Source organism: Paenibacillus sp. ACRRY (assembly GCF_022346995.1).
Lineage (GTDB): Bacteria > Bacillota > Bacilli > Paenibacillales > Paenibacillaceae > Paenibacillus.
This window is the reverse complement of the sequence record NZ_JAKRNM010000001.1, coordinates 175583-195119: the sequence shown is the minus strand read 5'-3', so window position 1 is coordinate 195119 and position 19537 is coordinate 175583. Positions and strand designations below refer to the sequence as shown.

Sequence of the window (19537 nt, the reverse complement as noted above, 5' to 3'; positions counted from 1 at the left end):
CCCCTCTTCCATACTTCGAAGATCTCTAATTATTTTGAAATCTGTCCATTTACCTGATTTTCTATAATCAACCTTTGTAAGTGTTACTCCATCGCAGGAATCTTTTTTCAGCCAGTCTAACGACTGAATCCGACAGTTTACCAATCAACGCAAACAGAATAATTCCAACAAAAACGATATCCGTCTGTGCGTAAACGCGTGCATCTTGAATCATATAACCCACCCCTGCATTTGCACCCATCATCTCTGCGACAGCAAGCAGCAGCCATGAAGCCCCAACGGATAACCGGATGCCAAGCAGGATGTTCGGCAACGCCGAAGGGATAATCAGCTTCGTTAACAGCATGAACTTGGAGTATTGCAAAATACGGGTAACCTCATAAAGCTTACGGTCAGCACTACGTACACCTAGATGCGTATGGAAATAGAGCGGGAAAAACGATCCGAGTGCGATCAGCAGTATTTTGGATATTTCCCCGACTCCGAACCACAGAATGAACAGCGGAATAACCGCTAGCAACGGAACCGTCCGCAGCATTTGGATAGTTGGATCAAGCGTTTGTTCAGCCCACTTGCCCAAGCCCGTGAATATCCCTAGCAGCAATCCCATTGCCGCTCCAAGTAGAAATCCTCCTCCCGCACGAATAATGCTGGCAGCCAGATGTTCCGTCATATCTCCATTTGTGCACAAATGCCAGAAGGTTAGAGCAATTCGGGACGGAGCTGGCAATACCGAGTCGGATAACAGCTCAAGAGCAGATGCTGATTCCCATAACACAATTACAATGACAGGCAGCATCCAGCCGTGCAACCAGCTCGGCAATCTCCACTGGGGCCTTCTTCCAAACGCTGTTTGCTTCTCGTTTGTCTTAGCGTTTAATGACACATCATTCGTACGCATTATCGTTTATCCCCCTCCCTCTAAGGAATCCTGCCAGCGCAGTAATTTCTTCTCCGCCAGCTTTACCAGTGAATCCGTTACCTTGCCGACAATCGCAAAGACGATGATGCCAACGAAAATGACCGACGTTAGTGAGAAGGATCGTGCGTCGTTAATAATGTAGCCGATTCCAGAGCTTGAACCCATCATCTCCGCGACAACGAGGCCGAGCCAGCTTACGGCAATGGACAGTCGAACACCGAGGAATAATGAAGGAAGAGAGGCAGGAATAATCAGTTTAGTAATGGTCTGAAGTCTAGTGAATTCCAATACGCGTGCTACTTCAAACAAATGGCGATCTACTGAACGAACACCCAAAAAGGCATTAACGTATAGAGGAAAAAAAGCCCCCTTAGCGATCAGCAAAATCTTCGATGTTTCGCCAAAGCCAAACCACAGAATAAACAATGGAGCAACAGCCAAGTGAGGCAGTGTCCGAAGTAACTGAAGCGATGGATCGAGCAACCGTTCAGCCTTTATAGAAAATCCGACCCACAATCCGGTAGCCAACCCCAGCCCGCCACCAATCAAGAATCCAAGTGCTGCTCTCCCCGCCGAGATGCGCAAATTCGTCAGCAGTTCTCCTGAGGAGATCATCCGTCCGAATTCAGTCAAAATATCCTTGGGAGGCGGGACTAACACCGCATTCACCCATCCATTAGAGGATGCAATCTGCCATATGATTAATACTGCCGCCGGGAGCATCATCCCGATCAGGAGATGAATAGCCCGAAGTACAAACCTGTTTCCCGATATATGCTGCATAACCGCACCTCTACTTTATTTAAGTGCTTCCTCAATGTACTGGTTGTCAAACACGTCAGCCACGTTGATTTGCTTGCGGATGGTACCTAGTTCGAATTGGAAATCTGCCGTGTTCTGTTGACCCGCTATGGTTTCGTCGCTGACCGGAATGTTAACCATCGCTGCACGCGATTGCATGCCTTGCACCAGCTCAATCGGAATGCTCCGCTCATCGGCATAGCGCTGGAAGGCTTCCTCCTGGTTAGTTGCTTCCCACTGGCGAGCCTGCTCAAATGTCTTTAAATATAGGGTAACAAGCTCCGGATACTCTTTTGCAAAATCTGAGCGAACCAATTGAAACGACGGAGACAGTACACCCTCGGTCTCCCCATCAGCCAGTACCCTCCCTTTGCCGCTAAGTGTATTCAGGGTAATATAGGGATCCCAGACGGCCCAGGCATCCACTTTTCCACTTTCGAATGAAGGCTGCGTTTCATCTGGTTGTAATTGAATTTCTTGAATATCGGATTTTGCCAAGCCAGCCTTCACGAGTACTTGATAAAGGAAATTGTAAGCATTGCTGCCCTTGGTAACAGCGACCTTCTTGCCCTTTAGATCGGCAATGGTTTGAATGGGACTATCGGTCGGCACAATGATTGCGACATTGTTCTTACCATCAAGAAGCTGTGAGATGATTTTGAAGTCAATGCCGGCTGCCTGAGCCGATATGGGCGGCATGTTGCCCATGCCAGCAAAGTCCAAGTGATTGGATGCCATGGCTTCAACCATTGGAGGACCGCTCTGAAACTCCACCCACTCCACTCTTGCTCCCACTTCTCCAAATGCTTCTTCGAACCACTTCTGTTCTTGCGCCTTGCCGAACAAACCTCCCTTGCCTTGCACCCCAATTTTCACCGTGACATCCTCGTAGGATGCCTTTGAATCCAAATTGCCTTCTTTCGCCGAGGTGCCTGCAGTTTGTCCAGAGCTCTCATCCTTCTCACCGTTGCCAGCATTGTTGTTAGCGTTGCTGCATCCCGCAACAATCAGGATCAGGACTAATAATGCTGTAATCAAGCCATATCTTTTACTCATCTATTCGCATCCCCTTTATAAACACATAATCGTTAATGCATCTCTATTAAATACCGGCTCCCTCATCAATAAGTGGAGGATGCTCCACTTTTTCAAACTCACATAGAACCCGGGAACGAAGCTCCTGAAAGGAACCACCACTACGCTTACGCGGATAGGGAAGGTCTACGTTCATCACATTGCGGATATGCCCAGGACGAGGGTTCATGATGACGACTTTCTCTCCGAGAAATACCGCTTCGTCTAAGTCATGTGTAACAAATAACATGGTCGTCCGGCTGCTCTGCCAGATATCCAGCAGGGCTTCTTGCATATGTGTGCGTGTGAAGGCATCCAGAGCTCCAAAGGGCTCATCGAGCAGCAGAATCTCTGGTTTGCGCAGCAGTGCTCTAGCAATGGCAACCCTCTGGGCCATTCCTCCGGAAAGTTCCTTCGGGTACGCTTTCTCGAATCCTTGTAGACGAACCAATTCAATTAGCTCTTGAACTTGATAGCGAATCTCTGCATTGTTCAGCGAAAGGTTAGCAGCGATATTCTTTTCAACCGTCATCCACGGGAACAAACGTGGCTCCTGAAATATAAAACCTTTATCAACACTTGGTCCCGTAATTGCCTTCCCGTTCAGCTCCACCTTGCCTTCATATGTCGTATCAAGTCCGGCAACGATTTTGAGCAATGTACTTTTGCCGCAGCCGCTTGGTCCGATAAAAGTGATAAATTGTCCCCGTTCAACCTGCAACCGTATATTGCTTAGTGCCATAATTGGCCCCGTAGGAGCAGAGAACGTTTTGTTCAACCGCTCGATAGTCAACATCGCATGTTACCTCCAATTTAAAATAATTTTTCATATCAATTTACTTGGTTTTATAGTCATAAAAAAAGGCCTTCTGCTTTTAAAATCTCTACCCTTTGAACGATCTCTGGCTGTCCAGTTGATCTCTCGTTCACAAACCGAACGTTCACTCGGTTTGTTGGGGAAATTGTAGCAGTGGCCTAACTCTCTTGTCAATCATTTCTTTCGGTGTTGCTTAAAATTTAATCTTTCTTGCTTGTTTTTCTTATCAGGTGTACCTGATAATTGAATCCCATTAATCGACGTGTCTTGCGGCAAATAATGAGACAATCGATTGCGCCTGCGCACGGATTGGTACTTCAGCACCTGGCATTTTCTGCAGCGTCAGCCCTTGAATTAAACTTACAAAATAATAGGCAAGCTCCACGGGAACACCACCCACAATCAATCCCTCCTGCTGTCCCTGCTCCATAATACTGGCTACAGGGCCAAGGTTATTCGTAAATCGTTCTGTAACTTCTCGCCGAATCTCTTCGGAGGAACTTTCCGAAAGACGTGCCGTATGGATAAGGATCGTATATGCCCAATTGTTCTCCAATGCGAGCCATGATTCAGACAGGAGTAAAAGCTTGCTCAGGGCGTCGCCTGGTTGCTCGGCAAGTTGGGACACATGTTCGCCGTAACTGGTCTGGCCTCTTCTCAGAAGTTCACTGATAATCTCATCTTTGGACTTGAAATAGTGATACATATTGCCAATACTCATTCCTGAAGCCGCTGCAATGTGGTTGATGCTTACTGAACCGATTTCTTTAAGGGCGATAATCTCCAATGCGGAATCAAGGATGTGGTTGATTCTTTTTTCCCGTTGCTGGAGATCTTTCTCTATGTTTCTTGGTGACATTACCGTGCAACCCCTTTCTGCAATTCATTATAGCATAGCAATCTTGAAGGCTTGATGAGCACAGAAACACATCAACGTATTCCTTTATTCCATAAAAAAAACCGCTGCATTAGCGGTCTGCATGGCTTAGAACATGTTCCAGTTCATCTGTGTTCCCGGCTATACTCTCATTGTTAGAAACGATGTCTTCCTCGCCTACGCTCACGTTCTTGATTACCCACTGTTCTACATGTTGTACAAATCGCCTTGTCGCTGGTGAAGCATCCTTTATGGAACGGACAGCCAAACCCAAAAAACGATAACTGGGTTCCTCCAGTTCCAGATAACTGACTTGCTGCTCATATCCCTGCATTACAAGCTCAGGCAGAATGCTCACACCCAGGCCATTCTTGACCATGGCGATAATGGCATAGTCGTCCTTGGAGAATAAACGGACATTCAGATGAATACCGGCCTTTCTCATCATTTGCTGCACATCATAGTCCGTTCCTCCCTGGTGCATGATGAAGGGATGATGCTCCGCCAGAGAGAATGGAAAGTAGGACAAGGTGTCGAAGGGAGCCATTCGGGGGACAATGCCCATCAACTTTTCCTTTCTAAGCGGAATGACATCAAAGTTTTCTCGTGAAGGGATGGTAATAAACCCACAATCCACCTTGCCTTCGGCAATCCAGTTCTCGATCTGTTCATAGCTGCCCTCCATCAGCTGAAATTCCACATGTGGATACTCAGCCTGATACTCCTTCATGATGCCAGGCAGCCAGTGGACCGAAACGCTGGTGAATGTTCCGATGCGAACGGTACCCGTTTCAATCCCATGGATGGAGGCGACGACTTGCTTTAAGTGTCCGTTCCAATTCAGAATCTCAACGATGGGCTTAAGCAGCTTCTCCCCGTTCGGAGTCAATTTCATGCCGGAACGCCCGCGGAGAAACAGCACCACACCGAGTTCAGCCTCCAGACTGCTGATGGCATGGCTGACTCCTGATTGTGTAACTCCCAGCAGATCAGCAGCTTTGGACAAACTGCCCTGCTCGACCACCTTTATAAAAGCTTCATATTTATGTATGCTCACTTCGTCACACCTTCACTATCCTAATATATATTATGATCCATTTCCAAGACTGCGAGAGTCCCATTCGACGGGTATAATCCATGATTTTTTCTCATGCTTAGTATAACAAACCTTCAATATTCGTGCCGCAAAAATCGGAGTATACTGATGAAGGAAAATCGGCATGGTTCTTGAACACGCTGAAATACCAAACCTACTACACTGTTTAAAGGATGCGTGTCAAGTTGAATACACAGAAAGCCAATTTGCTTGTTTTGCTCGTTACCCTGGGTTGGGGATTTTCTTACCTGTTTATGAAAATGGGGCTTGGCTCCATGGAAGAATTTAATTTGCTTGCTCTCCGTTTCGGAATTGCCTTCCTCGTGACCGGCTTTGTTTTTTACAAGCGTCTGCGACGGATTAACAGAACGACCATCGGGTACGGAGCGCTGCTCGGTGCCATTTTGCTTGGGGTGTGCGTCTCTATTCTGTACGGCCTGGAAACCACGACTACCTCTAACGCAGGGTTCCTCGTTGGTCTTACAGTTATTTTCGTTCCCCTGCTGAGCGTCATGTTTTTTCGAAACAAGCTGGAGATTAGTCACTTAATTGGAGCTCTTCTTGCTATAGCCGGTATTGGATTATTGACCTTAAACAGTGATTTGCGAATTCATCCGGGCGACATTCTATGCATTGCCGGAGGAATTGGTAATGCGTTATATATTCTGGTTTCTGGTGCGGCGGTGAAAAAAACCGACTCTATTACCGTCGGCATTCTTTCATTGGGATTCACGGCCGTCTATGCCATGATCTTCTCTTTTATCTTTGAGTCCCCCGTCCTCCCTAGTACCTTTAACGGATGGATGGCCATACTTGCTCTTAGCCTGGTTTGCAGCGCTTTTTGTTTTATTGCACAGTCGGTTTCCCTGAAGTACATTGCGCCTGTTCAATTGGGATTAATGTACGCACTCGAGCCGATATTCGCTGCTCTGATTGCCTTTGTTTTCGTCGGAGAACGACTGAGCATGCAGGGTTACCTCGGAGCTTTGCTGGTAGTCGGCGGGATCCTCATCTCCCAATGGCTGGAACAGCGGAAAAAGATTGCTACGTATACCGCTTCAACCTCATAGATTAATGATCATGTTAAGGTCGTTGAGATTCAGCCTATCGGGCTAATTTCACGACCTTTTATTGTACATAAATTAATAAATGCAATTTCCATTAATTGCTCTCTCTTTTTCCTGTGTTATAATGAACCCTAACAATAGTGGGTAATTTTAGGAGGTTTTTATATTGAATAGTATTGGTATCTCAGGATTAATCATTCTCATCCTAATCGTTTTATTAATAATATGGTTTGTTCGTAAACTGATGGCATCCTTACGCCGTTAGGTACGTGTTCTTGTCCTCACACCTTAACCCCCTGCTATATTCAGCAAAACAAAAGACGCTATAATAGCGACTTATATAGGATGGATATCTGTAACTCGACATGTCATGAATACGGCACTGACGACCATCGTTTTACCTAAAGGAGTCCTAGGCTACGTATCGCTTTGCACGGTCGACAGTGAAACGAGGACTGGTCCAGCGAAATCGGATGCCTCTTCCCCTTTTGGATTATGAAGCCGGAACAGAAAAGCATCTCCTGCTTCAGACTTCCATACCATATAATCGCTTATTCCTTCCTCTCCGGAAGCTTGAAGGTAAAGCTCGGCGAAACCAAGAGGATGTTCAACCAATTCGCCACTATAATCGGATACCTCACCAACTGCACTGAGTTCCTCTTTGCCTTCAGCTTCAAGCTGAGTCAAATCGTAATCGGAGGGCAGCGGTTCAATGTCCACAACATAATCAGGATTACTGCTTAACGACAAGCGGCCTGCTGATTCATCGAAGGCAAATTTCTCAAAGACATACAAGGAAAATCCGTTGCCTTGCTTCAGCACCGCTTCCATGGACTGGTTTCCATCTGCTGTCATCAACTCAAAACTCTCTGTCTCTGGACGAGTAGTTTCATTAGCTGGCTCCACCTCGGAGGGTGGAGGTGAAACCGATTCAGATTCTGGAGTTTCACGCTCCGGATTAGCGGTTGGCTCCGCTTCGCCTGTACAAGCAGAAAGTATCAGAACCAGGATAACCATCGGAATGTTAAGCCACAGGGCATAACGCGTTTTCAATGTGATCGCTCCTTTCGAACGTAACCTGACAGTTTAAATCTGAATGAAGATCTACTCAACAAACAAACGATCCAACTCTTCCTAATGATACAATAATGTGTATTACCCGCTACGTTGATCGTACACTCAACATTTTTACTCCAAGCTCCCCAGGTTGGCTGTTTAAGTTTAAGGATTAATATTAAAAAAGCCGCTACATAGCGACTTCAACTTCAAACGTATTTCTTTATCTCACTCTTGCCCGGTATTGCAAGCAATGTGAATTAGCCCTTAACAGTTTGACGTTAATAAAATGACTGCCGGACAGGTTGTCCGACAGTCATTCGCTTAACTCGTAGTATGCTTCTCTTCATATTCGCTTGATAATTCTTTAAGCGATCTGATTTTACCATGAGGATGCTGTTCTTGCTTTCGTGACTTCCAAGCAGCTTCCTGCCTTTTCTTCTGGCGAGCCATAAAAGATCTCCTCCTCAGGAAATTAGAGTGACACTACTTCTCTATGATGTGAATTATCACTTGCTTTCATGCATGCAACGCTTCATCTGAATCATCGACTATTCAAATACAAACCTCTCTTACTGAGCAGTGTATCCGCCATCCACGATCAGGCTGTTTCCTGTCATATAGGATGAATCATCGCTCGCTAGGAACAGAACGGCTTTAGCCATTTCTTCTGCTTGACCGAGACGTTTCATCGGAGTTGCTGCCGAAAGAGCCTGTTTGCTCTCTTCAGGAATAATCGGTGTATCAATAAAACCTGGACATAGTGCGTTAACCCGAATGTTATTTTCTGCATATTCCAACGCGAGCGAACGAGTCAAATTCACGACGCCGCCTTTGGCTGCATTATAGGCCGCAGAACCAGGTGAACCAACCCATCCGTACATGGATGCTGTGTTAACGATCGTTCCTCCACCGATTTTGAGCATTTCGCGAATCGATTCACGCGCAACCAAAAATACACCGTCCAGGTCTACGTTGACTGTATTACGCCATTCTGCATAGTCCAGTTCATGCGAAGGATGCACACGTCCGATTCCTGCGTTATTGAATACGATGTCCACTTTGCCAAAAACTTCAACGGTTTGTTTGAAGATCTCAGCAACCTCTTGTTCACTTGTGATATTGGCTTTAACAAAAAGGGCATCAGCTTTAAGCGCTTTCAGTTCCTGCTCGAACGCCTTGCCTTTTTCTTCATTCAGATCGACCAAGACCACTTTAGCTCCCTCGGAAACGAATAGACGTGCTGTCGCTGCGCCGATTCCGGATGCTCCTCCTGTGATGACTGCTACTTTATCTTGAAGTTTGCCCATGAATAATTCCTCCAGTATAATATTTTGAATAGCGCCTATATAAATAGTGCTATATGATGTTTACAAAACTAATTGTATGCTTAAAATTGTAACAATCCAATCATTAAGATAAGATCAAGTGTCTACCCAATAGACACTTCTCTGAACAATGTCGATATTAATAGGAGACTTTTTGAATGAATGATGAATTTATTGTGACAACTCAACATCGTAATCGCACCAAGGAACACCTCAAATTAGCCCTAATACAGCGCATCAAGAAAAAAGGGTTTCATGCGGTGTCTGTCAAAGACATCGTGGACCAGGCAGGTTACAATCGCAGTACATTTTACCTGCACTATCAGGATAAGTTCATTCTCGCCGAAGAATTGTTGAGTCAAAAGCTTGAAGGATTAAGAGGTGCCGTAGGCAGACCCTATTTGCATGGCCAAAAAGTCTTCACGAACAAACTGAATTCGGACTCCTTTCAAATTGTGGATTATATTCATGAAAACCGAGACTTCTTTGAACTGATTCAATACGATGATACGCTGCCTGGACTGCATACCGGTTTTCCACAGACCATACTCAAGATCTATGAGGAGCAATTTATTTTCGAAACGATCAACAACTCCCCCGTTAACATGGAATATTTCAAATACTATACCGCTTATGGTTTCTTCGGCTTATTAAACAATTGGATATTAAGCGGATTTCGTGAATCGCGTGAGGATTTTATCAAGAACGTCATTGAACTTACCAAAACACATATCCAGTCATTTCATTATGTGGGGAACAAGCTGGACCCTGATACCGAGTGAGCAGCTTACCTTAGAAACTACATACAAGAAGAGCCGCTTTATAAGCGGCTTCCTATGAAAGTGCATTATGTCCTCCGATATGTTCTACAGTTCAATCCATCTTTATGAGTTGGCTAAATCTACAAAATACGCTGCGGCCAAACGTACAGCCAGAATACTTGCGCTATTTAGTGAATTATCGAAGATAGCCACATGATCATTTTTCACGGCCTCCAGTGAGTTCCATACCTTCGAAGATTCCTTCTCCTTGACTGCAGCCTCTGCGACATCAATGCTGTGCTGAATGATAATATAATCCGGGTTCATGTCAGAGAGTCCTTCCAGAGAAAGTGACTCCCCTTCTTCAGGATATCCTGCTGGAGCCAGCAATCCAAAACCCGCGGTTTCATTATAGTACATCGTGTTCTTAGACCCTTGAGCATTAAAATTTGCTTTTCCGTCTACCCGGAGCAAGGCAAATGTTTTATCCTGAAGAGCACTTAGTTGATTTTTCGTTTCTGCGATCATATCTTGGGTTTCCTTAATGATTCCTTCTGCGAAATCCTCTTTGCCAACGATAGTTGCACAGAGTCGGGTCGTTTTTTCCCAAGTATCGGTGTAGTCAATCAAAATCACTGGCGCAATTTTGTTTAATTCATCGTAATTCGTGTCCACTGAACCCTTGAACGTGACAATGACATCCGGATTCGTTTCGATAATCTTTTCCAGGTTTGCTGAACTGCTGCCGAGGTCCATCACTTCTGCAGATCCTGCGTAAGGCTGTAATGTGGCAAACTCCTCCATCGCTTCCGCTGCGTTGACGGATGCGACCGGAGGCGTATCCAGAGCAAAAAAGTAATCCATGTACAATGGATGAAGAACTGCTATACGCTCTGGTCGTTTCTCAAGTACAACACCATGGTCCGATGCATCCATGATTGTTCTTGGCCATCCATTTCCCTTGCTTTTGCTGGCTTCAGAAGTATCTTCAGCGGGCGTTCCAGAACATCCAGCGATTACTGCTGCAACTATAAATATCGATAAGAATACTCCCCATAATTTGTTCATAATGCCTTCCCCTCTATCTATTAACAGATTGTCTTTGCAGCATTCTTGATGCTTTCGCTATTTAATTCAGCTTCGTTTCTGGTAATGGATCAGATATCTAAATGGTCGCGTAAAGTTTCTCCCGCATATTCGCTTCGGAATAAGCCTCTGTCGACCAATTCCGGGATCAACTCCTCAAAAAATAATTCCATCGATCTCTCTGAACCTCCTGGCAAGGCGATGAATCCATCGATAGCACCAGCCTCCAACCGCTCGATTATATCGTTCAGTACAGTCTCAACGGTCCCCACAGATACCCAATGGGCAGATCCGACAACCTCGGGACGGTCCAGAATCTCACGCACTGTAGGTTGATATTTGATAATATACCGGCGTAGCAGTTCCGCATGTGTCCGGCTGCGTACGGTCTGATTCGCATCGGGAAGCATACCCGCCGTGACGCGTTGATCCATTGGGAGATCATTCAGATCTAATCCCATAACCGATTGGAGTGAGGCAAGTCTACGCTCAAGACTTAAATGAGAATGAGAAGCTTTATGTAATTCCAGTGCTTCTTCGTGCGTATCGGCGAGGAAGAAATATAACCCCGGCAAAACCTTAATGGCATCCGGATCACGTCCATGTTCCATGGCTCTTGATCTCAGATCATTCCGTAATTCTACCCCTGACTCAAGATCAGGCATGGCTGCAAAAATGGCATCCGCTACGGAAGAAGCGAAATTCCGGCCGATATCAGAAGCGCCAGCTTGAAATAAAGGAATCCTTCCCGATTCATGTGATGGCAGAGTTAGCGGCCCCTTAACGCTAAAAAATTCACCTGAATGATGGATGGCGTTCACTTGAGCCTTATCCGTAAACATGCCAGATTGACGGTCTATCACGATCGCTTGATTCGGAAAGCTCTCCCACAGCTTACATACAACATCTGTGAACTCGGCCGCCTTTGCATACCTTTCTTGCGGTGATGGCATGGGGGAATCACTGAAATTATCGGCTCCTTCAATGGAAGTAACAATATTCCAGCCGGCTCGTCCTTGGCTTAGCCAGTTTAACGACTGCAGCTGCCTGGCAACAACATACGGAGGATTAAATGTCGTAGAAATAGTTGTAACCAGTCCGATCCGATTGGTTTCACAAGCTATCGCTGCAAAAAACAAAGTAGGATCGGGACTGCCGAAATTGGAAGAGTCGCCTAACATTTGAGGGCTAATATAGAGATAATCCGCTCTAAAAAGAAAATCGAGCTTGGAGTTCTCGGCTATTTTTGCCCAATGAATATAATAGTTAATGGATCCTGTTTGCTCCACTCCACTATCCGGCCGCCGCCAGCCGTCACCCTTGTTCCATGTCGCATTTAAGGACAATCCAATACATAGCTGCTTATTCGAAGTCATACTTATCAACCTTTCTTCTATTGTTTTATTCTTCGAAAGACCTTCCGACAAAATGTTTAGATCTCCATATTAATAATGATTCTCATTATCAGAAGAAAGTGTAACAAGGAAATAAGCAAATAGAAATACACAAGTTACTAATTCGATATGCATTATTGTCTAATTCAAGCTATTGCCTCGTTTGCTTCTTTTAGAAAACAAAAAAACCATTGATCAAATGTTCAACGGTTTCTCTAAGTTAAAATGCTAAGAACTCCTCATCCTATGGCATCCTAATAGACTCTGTTTAATTACTTTGGCCGGTACTCCAGCAACAACAGCATTTTCAGGGACGTCCTTCGTCACGACTGCGCCTGCCGCAACAACAGCGTTGCTTCCAATGGTTACATCTGGCAAGATTGTAGCGTTCGATCCGATCCACACATTATCATCAAGCATAACCGGAGACGAGAACGTTACATTTCTTGTTTCCAGCGGCAGTCCATGATTGAGGGTAGCCCGAAACCCGGATAGAACGGCGGGAAACAGGTGAACGTTGAATCGACTGTTTGGCCTGTCAGTCTGCTGAGGATCTCAACAATTGCTTCTTTGCTATGAAATGATGTGTTCAATTCCATCTTGATTTGTTGAGCATCGTAGCTGCATTGAACTAATAGCCCATGTAATTCTTTATCTTCACCGGAAATGGGTTTCCATGTTTTGCAGAAGTCAATAAAATCGTTCATATCCATGATATAACCTCGCTTTGGTTGGATTAATGTAATCATGTCAGTCCTTTTAGTTAACTCTGAAAAGATCAATCATTGAATCTCTTTCCTGTCCGAAGTGATCTTCGGGGAAATACCTTGCAATTAAAAAACCAAAAAGCCGCTTATGGCGGCTTTTTGGTTTCATGCTTCTTAGAACTGAATGCAAATTAATTGCTGCTAGTTAATATCCTTCCCTGTCCACAATCTGACGCGATCTTTAATCCACTCCGTATATTGCTGTTCCATCTCGACGGCTCCAGCCTGATCAATTTCAGCAAGCATACCATCATAGATGCTATCAAACGCACTCGGCGTAGCAGTGATCGCTTCGGCGATTCGTTTCTGGATGATATCCTGTGTTTTCTGCGAAATCACGTTGTAATCGCCGCGATCCGAAGGTATAGGCATGTTATACGCTGCTCCCCATTCTTTGACCGGAAACTCTTCTTCCGAAGGGAATAGATCCTTCCACGTGCTGATTCCATACCCCGCAAGGGCCTCCTTCTCTGCTTCCGAATAACTTTGCTGAATTTGCTCAGGATAATTGGTTGTAAAATAATTTCCAGTGGAATCCTTCACTCCATCGCCGTAGTGAGCTCCGAAAATGTAGTACAGACCCACACCGGACTCCTTGGTAAATGTATTATTGTCTTTGTTTTTCTTTTCCTGGATCTCTGCCGGTATGGTGCGAACTCCATCTTCTTGGACATAATGCTCTCCCTCAACTCCCCAGTTTCTAAGAATCTGGCCTTCTTCGGAAGACATCCAGTCCAAAAATTTAATCGCCCGAACAGGGTCTGGGCAGTCCACCGTTATGCCAATTCCATAACCGTCAAAACCAATGTTCTGGAAGTCTTTGCGCTGGAATGTCTCATCAAGCGTTACAGGATAGTATCCATAAGTCATGTCATCTTTCCCCACACTTTTGAGTGCATTTTCTGCATCACTGTAACCCCAGTTCGGGTCAAGCAGAGACAACACTCGTCCACTGGCAATTTTGGACTTATACTGATCGTCTTTCTGAACAAAACTATCTTTGTCCAATAGTCCCTCATTGAACATTTTGTTCAGCCAACGGAAATATTCCTTCTCTTCCGGGCGCTTGTAATGAAGCTTAGCTACGTAGGTTTCAGGATCAATAAAGTACTCCCCGTCTCCCGGGCCTCCGGTTGCCATGGCCGCCGGATCGGTTACGGTGATCATCCGGCGCCATCCGTCCGCGCTGAGTGTCAGTGGAATGGTTGGCTGTCCGTCTTCAGTTGTGGGATGCTTTTCATAATATTCTCTTAGCACCTTCTCATAATCATCCAGCGTTTTGATCTCCGGATATCCCAACTCTTTGACCACACGATGCTGGATAGCAGCGCCATTATTCGCATCAAAGCTAATCTGGTCGATCGCACCATTGGTAGGAATCCAGTAAATGGATGGATCTTCATTGCTATATTTCAATCGATTGAAATGCTCCCCATAAATTTTCTTCAGGTTTGGCGCATGCTCTTCGATTAGCTCCGTCAAGTCCAGCATGGCACCCGCATCTACCAATCTCGTTAAATTTCCTTTTGGAAAGATCAAATCCGGATAATCACCGCTTGCAGCCATAAGAGAGATTCGGTCATTACCTCCTCCACTTGATATATCATATTCTGCATCAATGGTGACGCCTGTTTCTTCAATAATCTTTTTGCCTACAGCGTCCTGCATCTTGTTCCAGTTAGGACTCGCATCTGCCCCGAAAAAAGTGAACGTAATCGGGCTATCCGAGTCGCCACCCTCCGAACTGGAATTGTTCGATGTGTTACTGCTGCATCCGGCCGAGATCAGTAAAGTGCCTGTTAAAAGGCATGTTCCTATTGCTTTGGATAGTGTGCGCATTTTTTTTTTGACCCCCTGTATCTGGATTAACTTGTTTCCAAATCGCTGTCCTTATATTGATATCGCTTTCATGAATGCGTTTTCGACAATACTACTTGAATCTCTTTAATCTCTCGCCTCACTCCCCTTTTTTTCTATATAGTAGTATGTATGCATTCATTCTAACCTTGATTATTCAGTCAGAAATATAGCATGATATAGACAAATCTCGATTCGGTGGTGGTGATTTCTTGAAGAACGTTCGTCTAAGATGGTTTACGAGAGACGAGGAATTTCCATTTTTCATTCAATACGGGGAGCATGCAGAAGACTTTTCCCTTCATAAACATACGGACTTCTCTGAACTCGTCATTGTGCTTAATGGCCATGCAACTCATATCGTGAATGATGAAATTTCTTTTATTAAAAAGGGACACGTGTTCGTCATTAACGGGGAAACCACGCATGCCTATAAAGACCCTTGTAGCTTTGAGATATGTAATATCATGTATAAGCCGGAGATGATGATTCAACTTGGTTCCGATTTGCGTTCGTTTGAAGGTTATCATGCGATGTTTGTTTTGGAACCGCTTTATCATAACAAGAAATCAATCAACAAACATATGTATCTGTCGTTAAACGATATGGAATTTATTGAAGAGTTTATCGCCAACATGATCGACGAATATCACGGGAAAAGGCCGGGTTACAAAACTTTACTGACCTCCAAATTCACCGAGCTCGTAGTCTATTTATCCAGGCACCATGAATCGAGCGGAAAAACGACAGAAGGCCAAGTCATGCATCTGGCTGCGGCTGTCTCCTATATTGAAGATCATTATTTGCAACATATCACTTTGGAGGATATCGCATTATATGCCAACATTTCCGTACGACATCTGAATCGAATTTTCAAATCCTTTTATCAAACGTCCCCCATTGCCTATCTTCAACGTTTGCGCATGGAACGTGCGTGCCAGCTCTTGAGGTTAACGAATCTGCCTATTACACAAGTTTCATACCAGTCCGGATTTAATGATAGCAACTATTTTACGAGACTATTTACCAAAACGTACGGGTTGTCTCCGAAACTTTTCAGACAAAAGGAAATGGTAATGGCCGAGTCAACCTCCGAATAAAGCAACCTTCGCCTAAAGTTCCCTTCTTAGAAAGTTTGAATCTTCATGCTCAATCATCCCAAACTCAAAGAGTAAATAAAAAAACCGCCCTGGCTCATTTGGCCAGGACGGGATGTAAGATCATTTAGTTGTTTGCATTTTCCTTGGTTACCAGCTTCAATTCTGCCGGGATGGACTTCTCCACCTGTTTGCCGTCCAGGACATCCAGAGCAGCTTGCACGGCCAGCTGTCCAATCAGTATCGGCTGCTGAGCGACGGTTGCTGTCAGTTTTCCATCCTGAATGGATTTGATTGCATCATCGTTGCCGTCAAACCCGATTACTGGAATGTCTTTGCCCGAGCTTTGAATCGCTTCAATCGCACCAAGTGCCATCTCATCGTTGTGGGCAAATACAGCCTGTACATCCGGATTTCCCTGCAGCAAGTTTTCCATCACATTCAAACCTTTGGAGCGGTCGAAATCCGCCGACTGTTTGGCAACCACGTCAAGCTTCTGGTCAGCCACCTCGTGGAACCCTTTACCCCGCTCACGTGTCGCGGAAGCCCCTGGCACACCTTCAAGTTCAATGACTTTAGCACCTTCACCGAGCTGTTCAACAAAATATTCTGCTGCCATCTGTCCGCCTTTGACATTATCGGATGCTACCAGAGCGGCTACCTCACCTTTGTCTGCGGAGCGATCCAGTGTAATCACGGGAATGCCTACGCTGTTGGCGGATTGAACTGCCGTAGAGATTGCCGCAGAGTCCGCTGGGTTAATCAGGAGTGCATCAACTCCCTGTTGAATAAGATCATCCACATCGTTGGTCTGCTTGGCCGAATCATTTTGTGCATCAACCACGATAACCTGAATGCCTTGTTTTTGAGCTTCGGCAACGACTCCGTCTTTCAATGAAACGAAGAACGGATTGTTCAGTGTTGAAATCGAGAGACCGATTTTCTTCTGTCCTTTATTTCCGGCAGCGTCCGGCTTCGCCCATTCAGGCGGCTCCAGAGAGCAACCGGCCAGAACAATGATCATGATCATGCTTACAAGTGTTAATGTCCATTTTTTCATAATTGTTTCTCCCCTTAAGCCGTTTTCTTGCGGTCCAACAGGACAGCAATCGCAATGACGACACCTTTTACAACCATTTGATAGAAGGAGTTCACGCCGAGTAGGTTCAAACCATTATTCAGCACGCCGATAATCAGAACACCAATTAATGTGCCCACGATCCGTCCGCGTCCACCCGTCAGGCTTGTTCCGCCCAGAACAACGGCTGCGATCGCATCCAACTCATAAGAAGTACCTGCTGTTGGCTGTGCGGAATTCAAACGTGATGTCAGAATTGCACCTGCCAGAGCTGCGAGCATGCCTGCAAGGGAATAGATCATGATCTTCACACGTGTGACTTTGATACCCGAGATGATGGATGCTTTCTCATTACCACCAATAGCATACGTTTTGCGGCCAAAAGCCGTTTTATGCAGAATCGTCCATAGAATCACGAATGTAATCAGCATCGTTATGGCAGGTACCGGAATACCTAGCAGATAGCCGCGGCCAAACAGTTGGAACAGCAGACTGTCCCCGAGTCCTGTGATCGGATTACCATTCGTATATACAAGCGTTAGCCCGCGGAATATGGTCATTGTCGCCAATGTTGCAATAAATGGAGCCATTTTACCCTTGGTAATCATGAGTCCGTTCACCATACCCATTACACCACCAAGTGCTACCCCGATGATGATGGACAAGATCGGATCCAAGCCAGATAACATCATGTTTGCGACAAATGCGCTGGACAAAGCCAGTATGGAACCAACGGACAAGTCGATCCCGCCTGTCAGAATGACAAAGGTCATACCGAAGGCAATCAGTGCATTAATCGATACTTGGCGCAGCAGATTCAAGATATTAAGCGGTTCCAAGAAGCTTGGATTCAGTACGGATACGATAATGATAAGAATGATTAGACCCAGCAGCGGTCCTAATTTTTGTGTCACGCTTGATAAGCGGAATCCGCTTCCGGTTGTTTTGTTATTCTGCATTGTTGTCATTTCACTGTCCCCCTGTTGCCAATGTCATAATGTTTTCCTGCGTTGCTTCTTCCTTGGCCAGCTCTCCGCTGATCTTTCCTTCATGCACAACCACAATTCGGTCACTCATACCAAGTACTTCGGGAAGCTCCGAAGATACCATAATGATGGCGACACCGCGATCTGTCAGTTCATTCATCAACTGATAGATTTCACGCTTCGCTCCGACATCCACACCTCGCGTCGGTTCATCCAGGATGAGCACGCTTGGTCCGATCCCTACCCATTTGGCGATAACAACCTTCTGTTGGTTGCCCCCTGATAGGTTACGTGCGGCTGTCTCCGAAGATTGCGTCTTGATCTGCAGACGCTTGATCAGGGTATCGACGAAATCCTGTTCTTTAGAAGCTGAAATGAACCCTTTACTGGAGAAGCTGAACAGATTCGGCAGCGCCATGTTTTCTCGAATGGAGAAGTCCAATACGAGCCCTTCATCCTTACGGTCTTCTGTTATGAAACCGATGCCGTGTCTCACTGCATCCGAGGGCTTCCGAATGTTCGCTTTTTTGGCACGGATCATGACTTCTCCACTGTCCAGGGTATCCAGACCAAAGATCGCTCTCATGATCTCTGTCCGTCCCGATCCCATAAGTCCGGAGAAACCAACAATCTCACCTGCTCTTACGTTGAAGCTGACATTTTGGAATAATCCCTTAATGCTTGCGTCCCGTACTTCCAGAACAACTTCGCCATAAGAAGGATTCCGGGCCGGATACCGCTCGGTTAACTCCCGTCCAACCATTTTCCGCACCACTTCATCGAAGCTTGTCTGCGGAATAGGCTGGGTATCTACCGTCCTGCCATCCCGCATTACCGTGATCCGATCGCAGATGGTGAAGATCTCCTCCATACGGTGAGATATATACACGATGGATACTCCGTTTTTCTTCAGTGCAGTAATCACGTCAAACAACTTCTGAATTTCACGTTCCGTCAGCGCTGCAGTGGGTTCATCCATAATAATGACCTTCGCATCCGTCATCAGTGCCTTGGCAATCTCAATCATCTGCTGCTGTCCAACGGAGCACTCTCCTGCGGGACGTTCGAGCGGGATTTGTACCGACAGCTTGGCGAATTGTTCCGAAGCTAGCGCTTTCATTTGTTTCGTATTAAGCAATCCTAAGGAAGATGTCATCTCCTTACCGATGAACAGGTTATCAAGCACTGTCATTTCGGGCCAAACGTTCAGCTCCTGATGAATAAATGCGATACCTAACTTCTCTGCTTCCTTCGGACTGCCAAAATAGGTTTCCTTATCATCAATGGAGATCGTTCCCTGATCACGTGGATGAAGTCCGATCAAAATGTTCATCAGCGTGGATTTTCCGGCTCCGTTCTCACCCATCAGGGCATGAACCTCACCTTCCCTCAGTTCGAAATCCACTCCGCTTAACACCTGGTTGGTGCCAAATGCTTTATGAATGTTGTGCATCTGAATATGCATCATGCAAC

At 45.6% G+C, this 19537-nt stretch carries 20 protein-coding genes; 3 read left to right on the top strand and 17 right to left on the bottom strand.

All coding sequences use genetic code 11. The features are described from left to right. Positions 1-67 precede the first annotated feature (67 nt). From MH144_RS00950 to MH144_RS00925, 6 genes are all read right to left on the bottom strand, one after another. Positions 68-901 carry an ABC transporter permease gene (locus tag MH144_RS00950; protein ID WP_239296606.1) on the bottom strand — a complete coding sequence of 278 codons (834 nt, stop codon included), beginning with the start codon at positions 899-901 and terminating at the stop codon, positions 68-70. Positions 902-907: 6 nt separating this feature from the next. Next, positions 908-1705 carry an ABC transporter permease gene (locus MH144_RS00945; RefSeq protein WP_239296605.1) on the bottom strand — a complete coding sequence of 266 codons (798 nt, stop codon included), beginning with the start codon at positions 1703-1705 and terminating at the stop codon, positions 908-910. A gap of 15 nt (positions 1706-1720) precedes the next feature. After that, positions 1721-2779, bottom strand: a complete 1059-nt coding sequence (locus tag MH144_RS00940; RefSeq protein WP_239296603.1) for an aliphatic sulfonate ABC transporter substrate-binding protein — start codon at positions 2777-2779, stop codon at positions 1721-1723. 46 nt (positions 2780-2825) lie between these two features. Beyond that, positions 2826-3593 (bottom strand): ABC transporter ATP-binding protein, encoded by a 768-nt coding sequence (locus MH144_RS00935; protein WP_239296592.1) that lies wholly within the window; start codon positions 3591-3593, stop codon positions 2826-2828. A gap of 274 nt (positions 3594-3867) precedes the next feature. Next, on the bottom strand, positions 3868-4473 hold the full coding sequence (locus MH144_RS00930) for a TetR/AcrR family transcriptional regulator (RefSeq protein ID WP_239296590.1): 606 nt from the start codon (positions 4471-4473) through the stop codon (positions 3868-3870). Positions 4474-4582: 109 nt separating this feature from the next. Continuing rightward, positions 4583-5548 carry a LysR family transcriptional regulator gene (locus tag MH144_RS00925; RefSeq protein WP_239296588.1) on the bottom strand — a complete coding sequence of 322 codons (966 nt, stop codon included), beginning with the start codon at positions 5546-5548 and terminating at the stop codon, positions 4583-4585. Positions 5549-5772: 224 nt separating this feature from the next. On the opposite strand from MH144_RS00925, the gene MH144_RS00920 reads away from it, so the two are divergent. Continuing rightward, complete coding sequence (locus tag MH144_RS00920; protein WP_239296586.1) at positions 5773-6657, top strand: DMT family transporter; 885 nt, start codon at positions 5773-5775, stop codon at positions 6655-6657. Between the two features lie 414 nt (positions 6658-7071). Here MH144_RS00920 and MH144_RS00915 read toward each other — a convergent pair whose 3' ends face one another. From MH144_RS00915 to MH144_RS00905, 3 genes are all read right to left on the bottom strand, one after another. Beyond that, complete coding sequence (locus tag MH144_RS00915; RefSeq protein ID WP_239296584.1) at positions 7072-7707, bottom strand: hypothetical protein; 636 nt, start codon at positions 7705-7707, stop codon at positions 7072-7074. Positions 7708-8034: 327 nt separating this feature from the next. Next, a complete protein-coding gene (locus MH144_RS00910) occupies positions 8035-8163 on the bottom strand; it encodes a DUF6254 family protein (RefSeq protein ID WP_220039431.1) in 129 nt (42 codons plus the stop codon). Positions 8164-8282: 119 nt separating this feature from the next. Continuing rightward, positions 8283-9020 carry an SDR family NAD(P)-dependent oxidoreductase gene (locus tag MH144_RS00905; RefSeq protein WP_239296582.1) on the bottom strand — a complete coding sequence of 246 codons (738 nt, stop codon included), beginning with the start codon at positions 9018-9020 and terminating at the stop codon, positions 8283-8285. Between the two features lie 176 nt (positions 9021-9196). Here MH144_RS00905 and MH144_RS00900 point away from each other — a divergent pair, with 176 nt between their 5' ends. After that, positions 9197-9820, top strand: coding sequence for a TetR/AcrR family transcriptional regulator (locus MH144_RS00900; protein WP_239296580.1), 624 nt, complete (start codon positions 9197-9199; stop codon positions 9818-9820). A gap of 102 nt (positions 9821-9922) precedes the next feature. On the opposite strand, the gene MH144_RS00895 is transcribed toward MH144_RS00900, so the two are convergent. The 5 genes from MH144_RS00895 to MH144_RS00875 all read right to left on the bottom strand — a co-directional run bounded on the left by MH144_RS00895 (position 9923) and on the right by MH144_RS00875 (position 14885). Then, positions 9923-10867, bottom strand: coding sequence for an ABC transporter substrate-binding protein (locus MH144_RS00895; protein WP_239296578.1), 945 nt, complete (start codon positions 10865-10867; stop codon positions 9923-9925). 89 nt (positions 10868-10956) lie between these two features. Continuing rightward, positions 10957-12261 (bottom strand): NtaA/DmoA family FMN-dependent monooxygenase, encoded by a 1305-nt coding sequence (locus MH144_RS00890; protein ID WP_239296567.1) that lies wholly within the window; start codon positions 12259-12261, stop codon positions 10957-10959. Between the two features lie 246 nt (positions 12262-12507). Continuing rightward, positions 12508-12699 carry a DapH/DapD/GlmU-related protein gene (locus MH144_RS31055; protein WP_481857306.1) on the bottom strand — a complete coding sequence of 64 codons (192 nt, stop codon included), beginning with the start codon at positions 12697-12699 and terminating at the stop codon, positions 12508-12510. 17 nt (positions 12700-12716) lie between these two features. Then, on the bottom strand, positions 12717-12992 hold the full coding sequence (locus MH144_RS31050; RefSeq protein WP_239296555.1) for a hypothetical protein: 276 nt from the start codon (positions 12990-12992) through the stop codon (positions 12717-12719). 195 nt (positions 12993-13187) lie between these two features. Next, positions 13188-14885 (bottom strand): ABC transporter substrate-binding protein, encoded by a 1698-nt coding sequence (locus MH144_RS00875; protein WP_239296553.1) that lies wholly within the window; start codon positions 14883-14885, stop codon positions 13188-13190. 230 nt (positions 14886-15115) lie between these two features. On the opposite strand from MH144_RS00875, the gene MH144_RS00870 reads away from it, so the two are divergent. After that, a complete protein-coding gene (locus MH144_RS00870; protein WP_239296551.1) occupies positions 15116-16003 on the top strand; it encodes an AraC family transcriptional regulator in 888 nt (295 codons plus the stop codon). Positions 16004-16127: 124 nt separating this feature from the next. Here MH144_RS00870 and rbsB read toward each other — a convergent pair whose 3' ends face one another. From rbsB to MH144_RS00855, 3 genes are read right to left on the bottom strand one after another with little or no spacing between them, the layout of a single operon-like run. After that, positions 16128-17060: a ribose ABC transporter substrate-binding protein RbsB gene (rbsB, locus tag MH144_RS00865; RefSeq protein ID WP_239296549.1), complete on the bottom strand. Its 933-nt coding sequence runs from the start codon at positions 17058-17060 to the stop codon at positions 16128-16130. 14 nt (positions 17061-17074) lie between these two features. After that, complete coding sequence (gene rbsC / locus MH144_RS00860) at positions 17075-18037, bottom strand: ribose ABC transporter permease RbsC (RefSeq protein ID WP_481857330.1); 963 nt, start codon at positions 18035-18037, stop codon at positions 17075-17077. Between the two features lie 10 nt (positions 18038-18047). Beyond that, positions 18048-19529 carry a sugar ABC transporter ATP-binding protein gene (locus tag MH144_RS00855; RefSeq protein ID WP_239296547.1) on the bottom strand — a complete coding sequence of 494 codons (1482 nt, stop codon included), beginning with the start codon at positions 19527-19529 and terminating at the stop codon, positions 18048-18050. Between the last annotated feature and the right edge of the window lie 8 nt (positions 19530-19537).

Bases quoted from the DNA above. Each gene is read 5' to 3' on its own strand.
- rbsB (WP_239296549.1), bottom strand. From the start codon at position 17,060: ATGAAAAAATGGACATTAACACTTGTAAGCATGATCATGATCATTGTT.
- MH144_RS00945 (WP_239296605.1), bottom strand. From the start codon at position 1,705: ATGCAGCATATATCGGGAAACAGGTTTGTACTTCGGGCTATTCATCTC.
- MH144_RS00910 (WP_220039431.1), bottom strand. From the start codon at position 8,163: ATGGCTCGCCAGAAGAAAAGGCAGGAAGCTGCTTGGAAGTCACGAAAG.
- MH144_RS31055 (WP_481857306.1), bottom strand. From the start codon at position 12,699: ATGCTTGATGATAATGTGTGGATCGGATCGAACGCTACAATCTTGCCA.
- MH144_RS00905 (WP_239296582.1), bottom strand. From the start codon at position 9,020: ATGGGCAAACTTCAAGATAAAGTAGCAGTCATCACAGGAGGAGCATCC.
- MH144_RS00935 (WP_239296592.1), bottom strand. From the start codon at position 3,593: ATGTTGACTATCGAGCGGTTGAACAAAACGTTCTCTGCTCCTACGGGG.
- MH144_RS00895 (WP_239296578.1), bottom strand. From the start codon at position 10,867: ATGAACAAATTATGGGGAGTATTCTTATCGATATTTATAGTTGCAGCA.
- MH144_RS00855 (WP_239296547.1), bottom strand. From the start codon at position 19,529: ATGCATATTCAGATGCACAACATTCATAAAGCATTTGGCACCAACCAG.
- MH144_RS00875 (WP_239296553.1), bottom strand. From the start codon at position 14,885: ATGCGCACACTATCCAAAGCAATAGGAACATGCCTTTTAACAGGCACT.
- MH144_RS00890 (WP_239296567.1), bottom strand. From the start codon at position 12,261: ATGACTTCGAATAAGCAGCTATGTATTGGATTGTCCTTAAATGCGACA.
- rbsC (WP_481857330.1), bottom strand. From the start codon at position 18,037: ATGCAGAATAACAAAACAACCGGAAGCGGATTCCGCTTATCAAGCGTG.
- MH144_RS31050 (WP_239296555.1), bottom strand. From the start codon at position 12,992: ATGGATATGAACGATTTTATTGACTTCTGCAAAACATGGAAACCCATT.
- MH144_RS00940 (WP_239296603.1), bottom strand. From the start codon at position 2,779: ATGAGTAAAAGATATGGCTTGATTACAGCATTATTAGTCCTGATCCTG.
- MH144_RS00900 (WP_239296580.1), top strand. From the start codon at position 9,197: ATGAATGATGAATTTATTGTGACAACTCAACATCGTAATCGCACCAAG.
- MH144_RS00950 (WP_239296606.1), bottom strand. From the start codon at position 901: ATGCGTACGAATGATGTGTCATTAAACGCTAAGACAAACGAGAAGCAA.
- MH144_RS00930 (WP_239296590.1), bottom strand. From the start codon at position 4,473: ATGTCACCAAGAAACATAGAGAAAGATCTCCAGCAACGGGAAAAAAGA.